The sequence below is a fragment of the Streptomyces boluensis genome, assembly GCF_009908195.1.
Classification (GTDB): domain Bacteria; phylum Actinomycetota; class Actinomycetes; order Streptomycetales; family Streptomycetaceae; genus Streptomyces; species Streptomyces boluensis.
This window is the reverse complement of the sequence record NZ_JAAAHS010000485.1, coordinates 1-5,010: the sequence shown is the minus strand read 5'-3', so window position 1 is coordinate 5,010 and position 5,010 is coordinate 1. Positions and strand designations below refer to the sequence as shown.

Below are 5,010 nucleotides of genomic sequence, written 5' to 3'. Positions count from 1 at the left end.
GTTTTGAGGGGCGCGGGGAACTGCGCGAGCGGCCACGGCGGCGCGGCAGATGAAAGACAGCGCCGCAGGCTTTCGGGAAGGGGCGGGGATCCAAAAACGGGGTCCGGGGCGGAGCCCCGGGTTCAGTTGAGGTGCAGGCGGGGCTTCGGGGCGTCCGTCCGGCCCGTCTGCGGGCGGCGGCTGCCGGCTCGGTACGGGGCCGGCCACTCCACGCCCGGCCCCACGTACCCCTGCTCCGCCGCCGCGTGCAACGTCCAGTGCGGGTCGTACAGGTGCGGACGCGCAAGCGCGCACAGGTCCGTACGGCCCGCCAGGATCAGGGAGTTGACGTCGTCCCAGGACGAGATCGCACCGACCGCGATCACCGGGACGCCGGCCTCGCTCCGGATGCGTTCCGCGTACGGGGTCTGGTAGGAGCGGCCGTACGCGGGCCGCTCGTCGGCGACGACCTGGCCGGTGGAGACGTCGACCGCGTCGGCCCCGTGCGCGGCGAAGGCGCGGGCGATCCGCACGGCGTCCTCGGCGGTGGTGCCGCCCTCGGCCCAGTCGGTGGCGGAGAGACGGACCGTCATGGGGCGCCCCTCCGGCCAGACCTCCCGTACCGCGTCGAAGACTTCGAGAGGGAAGCGCAGCCGGTTCTCCAGGGAGCCGCCGTAGCCGTCGGTGCGCCGGTTGGTGAGCGGGGACAGGAAGGAGGAGAGCAAGTAGCCGTGCGCGCAGTGCAGTTCGAGCAGGTCGAAACCGGCCGCGTCGCCACGGCGCGCAGCGTCCGTGAACTGGCGCCGGATCGCGGTGAGTTCGGCCGCCGACAGCTCCTTCGGCACCTGGCTGACACCCGGCCTGTACGGGAGCGGGGACGGGGCGACAAGGGGCCAGTTGCCCTCGTCGAGCGGGTCGTCGATGCCCTCCCACATCAGCTTGGTGGAACCCTTGCGGCCGCTGTGCCCGAGCTGCAGGCCGAAGGCGGTGCCCGGAGCCCGGTCGTGCACGAAGTCGACGATGCGGCGCCAGGCCGACCCCTGCTCCGGCGTCCACAGGCCCGCGCAGCCCGGCGTGATGCGGCCCTCGGGGCTGACGCACACCATCTCGGTCATGACGAGTCCGGCGCCGCCCAGGGCACGGGCACCGAGGTGCACGAGGTGGAAGTCGCCCGGCATGCCGTCCTCGGCCGAGTACATGTCCATCGGCGAGACCACGACCCGGTTGCGCAGCTCCAACTCCCGTAGCCGGAACGGCGTGAACATCGGTGGCGTACCGGGCGGGCAGCCGAACTCCTCCTCGGCCTTCCGCGTGAACTCCGCGTCCCGGAGCCGCAGGTTGTCGTGCGTGACCCGGCGGCTGCGGGTCAGCAGGTTGAAGGCGAACTGCCGGGGCGGCTGGTCGACGTACCGGTCGAGCTCCTCGAACCACCGCAGGCTGGCGTGCGCGGCGCGCTGCGTGGAGGTGACGACGGGGCGCCGCTCCGCCTCGTACGCGGCGAGGGCCTCGGGCAGTGTGGGCTGTTCCTCGACGCAGGCGGCGAGGGCGAGGGCGTCCTCGACGGCGAGTTTGGTGCCGGAGCCGATGGAGAAGTGCGCGGTGTGCGCGGCGTCCCCGATGAGTACGCAACTGCCGTGCGACCAGCGGTCGTTGACGACGGTGCGGAAGGTCGTCCAGGTGGAGTTGTTGGAGCGCAGCGGGCGCCCGCCGAGCGCGTCCGCGAAGACCTTGGCGCAGCGTTCGACGGACTCGGCCGGGTCGAGCGTGTCGAAGCCCGCGGCCCGCCACACCTCCTCGCGCATCTCGACGATGACGGTGGAGGAACCGCCCCGGCCGCCGGACTCGTACGGGTAGCCGTGCAGTTGCATCACGCCGTGCTCGGTCTCGGCGATCTCGAAGCGGAACGCGTCGAGGGCGAAGTCGGCGGCGAGCCAGATGTACCGGCAGCGGTGTTCCTCGATGCGGGGCCCGAAGACATCGGCGTGCGCGGTGCGGGTCGCGCTGCGCACCCCGTCGGCGGCGACCACCAGGTCGTACGACGCGGCGAGTTCCTGGGCCGGGGGTGCCTCGGTACGGAAGCGCAGCTCGACGCCGAGGTCCCGGCAGCGCTCGTGCAGCACCCGCAGCAGGGTGCGGCGGCCGAGCGCGGCGAAGCCGTGGCCGCCGGAGGTGTGGCGCCGGCCGCGGTACACGATGTCGATGTCGTCCCAGCGGACGAACTCGGCCTGGAGCGCGGCGTACACGACCGGGTCGGCGTGCTCGATGCCGCCGAGGGTCTCGTCGGAGAGGACGACCCCGAAGCCGAAGGTGTCGTCGGGGGCGTTGCGCTCCCAGAGGGTGATCTCGCGTTCCGGGTCGAGTCGCTTGAGCAGCGCGGCCGCGTACAGGCCGCCGGGTCCGCCGCCGATGACGGCGACGCGCAGCGCGGCCATGGTCAGCGCCCCTGCCACTTGGGCGGGCGCTTCGCGGTGAACGCGGCGTGGAACTCGGCGTAGTCCGCGCCGTTCATCAGGTGTGCCTGGGTGGCGGCGTCCATCTCCACGGCGGCGGCGAGCGGCATGTCGAGTTCGGCGGTGAGCAGCGCCTTCGTCTGGGCGTAGGCGAGCGCGGGGCCCGCGGCGAGGTGGTGGGCGAGCTCCTGGGCCCGCTCGTCGGCGCGGCCCTCGTCGGTCAACTCGCTGAGCAGGCCGATGCGTTCGGCCTCGGGCGCGCGCACCGCGTCACCGAGCATGAGCAGCCGGGTGGCGTGGCCGAGGCCGACGACGCGGGGCAGCAGATAGGCGGCGCCCATGTCGCCGCCGGACAGTCCGACCCGGGTGAAGAGGAACGCGAAGCGGGTGGAGGGGTCGGCGATCCGGAAGTCGGCGGCGAGCGCGAGTACGGCTCCGGCGCCCGCGGCCACCCCGTGCAGCGCGGCGATCACCGGGAACGGGCACTCCCTGAGGGCGCGCACGACCTGGCCCGTCATGCGGTTGAAGTCGAGGAGCTGGGCGGTGTCCATGGCGAGGGTGGCGCCGATGATCTCGTCCACGTCCCCGCCGGAGCAGAAGCCGCGGCCCTCACCGGCGAGCACCAGGGCGCGTACGGACTTCTCCCGGGACAGCTCGGCGAGCAGGTCGCGCAGGTCGGCGTAGGCGCCGAAGGTGAGGGCGTTGAGCTTGTCGGGGCGGTCAAGGGTGACGGTGGCGACGCCGTCGTCGTCGACGTCGAGCCGGATGTGCCGCCACTGGGGGGTGCGAGCTGCGGAGCCGGTGAAGGGACTCATCGTCTGCGGCCTCCTTCGGCCGTCGGGAGCCTGCTCCGAAGTTATCACCTGTATGTGACTGTCGTCATGGGTACGCGATAGCAGTACCTGTCCCGCAGAGCGAAAGTCCCGGCATCGCGGGGCTCAGGTCCCGGAGGGGACCCGTACACAGCCTCTATTTCGGGAGACATACCATTCGTATGGTTGAAAGCAGGACGACAGCCTGCATGCAGCTCGAACGGAACCGCCTTGCACGAGCCCCCCATACCGCCCGCCTCGTGGCGTATCTCGCTTCCGCGCACCCCCGCGGCCGTACCGATGGCGCGGGCTCTCATCCGTACCGTGCTCCAGGAGATCGAGGAGTCGGCGGACTGCGACACCGCCGAGCTGCTCACCGCCGAGCTGGTCGCGAACGCGGTCGAGCACACCAACGGCGACGCCCCCATCGAGCTGGTCGTCGAACTGCTGCCGAGCGGCTGCCAGGTGGAGGTGCACGACTCCGACCCGAAGCCGCCCGGCGACCTCGGCCGCACCGGACCCGACGACCAGCCGGACCCCTGGCAGGAGCACGGGCGCGGGCTGCTGCTCATCCGCACCCTGAGCCAGTCCTGCGGGCACCGCGCGACGGAGTCGGGCAAGGCGGTCTGGTTCACACTGTCGGCCCCGCGGCACTGACCGCGGGGCTCAACGGCCAGGCGAGCGCGGGGCTCACAGTGCGGGTCCGAGCGGCTAGGAGAGAGTCGCGACCAGGACTGCCTTGATCGTGTGCAGGCGGTTCTCCGCCTCGTCGAAGACCACCGAGTGCGCGGACTCGAAGACCTCGTCGGTCACTTCGAGTTCGGTCAGGCCGTGGCTCTCGTGGATCTCCTGGCCCACCTTGGTCTCCAGGTCGTGGAAGGCCGGCAGGCAGTGCAGGAACTTCACGTCCGGGTTCTCGGTGGCGCGCAGCACGTCCATCGTCACCGCGTACGGGCCGAGTGCGGCGATCCGCTCGTCCCAGACCGCCTTCGGCTCGCCCATCGAGACCCAGACGTCGGTGGCGACGAAGTCCGCACCGCGCACGCCGTCCGCAACGTCCTCGGTGAGCGTGATCCGGGCGCCGCTGACCTCGGCGAGCTCGTGCGCCCGCGCCACGATCTCCTCGGCGGGCCAGTACGCCTTCGGCGCGACGATCCGTACGTCCATGCCGAGCAGCGCGCCGGTGACCAGGTACGAGTTGCCCATGTTGAAGCGGGCGTCACCGAGGTAGGCGAAGGCGATCCGCTCGACCGGCTTGTCGCTGTGCTCGGTCATCGTGAGCACGTCGGCGAGCATCTGGGTGGGGTGCCAGTCGTCGGTGAGGCCGTTCCACACCGGCACGCCGGAGTACGCGGCCAGCTGCTCGACGGCCGCCTGGCTGTCGCCGCGGTACTCGATGCCGTCGAACATCCGGCCGAGCACCCGCGCGGTGTCCTTCACCGACTCCTTGTGCCCGATCTGCGAGCCGGAGGGGTCCAGATACGTCGTCGAGGCGCCCTGGTCCGCGGCCGCCACCTCGAAGGCGCAGCGCGTACGGGTGGAGGTCTTCTCGAAGATCAGCGCGATGTTCTTGCCCTGGAGGCGCCGCTCCTCGGTCCCCGCCTTCTTGGCCGCCTTCAGCTCCGCCGCGAGCGCGATCAGGCCGCGGAACTCCTCGGCGGTGAAGTCCAGCTCCTTGAGGAAGGGGCGGCCGGTGAGTACGGGGGCCATGGGCGCTCCTGGTGGGACGGGTGGGGGAACGAGCAGTACAGGACGCTGGAAGTCTATAC

At 71.6% G+C, this 5,010-nt stretch carries 4 protein-coding genes; 1 reads left to right on the top strand and 3 read right to left on the bottom strand.

Annotated features, from left to right (window positions below; genetic code table 11):
• Nucleotides 1-122: 122 nt before the first annotated feature.
• Together GUY60_RS34275 and GUY60_RS34270 are read right to left on the bottom strand one after the other, a co-directional pair.
• The gene (locus GUY60_RS34275; protein ID WP_161705060.1) at nucleotides 123-2,411 is read right to left on the bottom strand and encodes a bifunctional salicylyl-CoA 5-hydroxylase/oxidoreductase; all 2,289 of its coding nucleotides are present in this window, start codon (nucleotides 2,409-2,411) and stop codon (nucleotides 123-125) included.
• A 2-nt stretch (nucleotides 2,412-2,413) separates the two neighbouring features.
• Nucleotides 2,414-3,244: an enoyl-CoA hydratase family protein gene (locus GUY60_RS34270; RefSeq protein ID WP_161705058.1), complete on the bottom strand. Its 831-nt coding sequence runs from the start codon at nucleotides 3,242-3,244 to the stop codon at nucleotides 2,414-2,416.
• 228 nt (nucleotides 3,245-3,472) lie between these two features.
• On the opposite strand from GUY60_RS34270, the gene GUY60_RS34265 reads away from it, so the two are divergent.
• A complete protein-coding gene (locus GUY60_RS34265) occupies nucleotides 3,473-3,898 on the top strand; it encodes an ATP-binding protein (RefSeq protein WP_246236010.1) in 426 nt (141 codons plus the stop codon).
• 54 nt (nucleotides 3,899-3,952) lie between these two features.
• Here the strand turns inward: GUY60_RS34265 and argF are convergent, their stop codons facing one another.
• On the bottom strand, nucleotides 3,953-4,951 hold the full coding sequence (gene argF / locus GUY60_RS34260; protein WP_161705054.1) for an ornithine carbamoyltransferase: 999 nt from the start codon (nucleotides 4,949-4,951) through the stop codon (nucleotides 3,953-3,955).
• Nucleotides 4,952-5,010: the final 59 nt, after the last annotated feature.

Bases quoted from the DNA above. Each gene is read 5' to 3' on its own strand.
- GUY60_RS34275 (WP_161705060.1), bottom strand. From the start codon at position 2,411: ATGGCCGCGCTGCGCGTCGCCGTCATCGGCGGCGGACCCGGCGGCCTG.
- GUY60_RS34270 (WP_161705058.1), bottom strand. From the start codon at position 3,244: ATGAGTCCCTTCACCGGCTCCGCAGCTCGCACCCCCCAGTGGCGGCAC.
- argF (WP_161705054.1), bottom strand. From the start codon at position 4,951: ATGGCCCCCGTACTCACCGGCCGCCCCTTCCTCAAGGAGCTGGACTTC.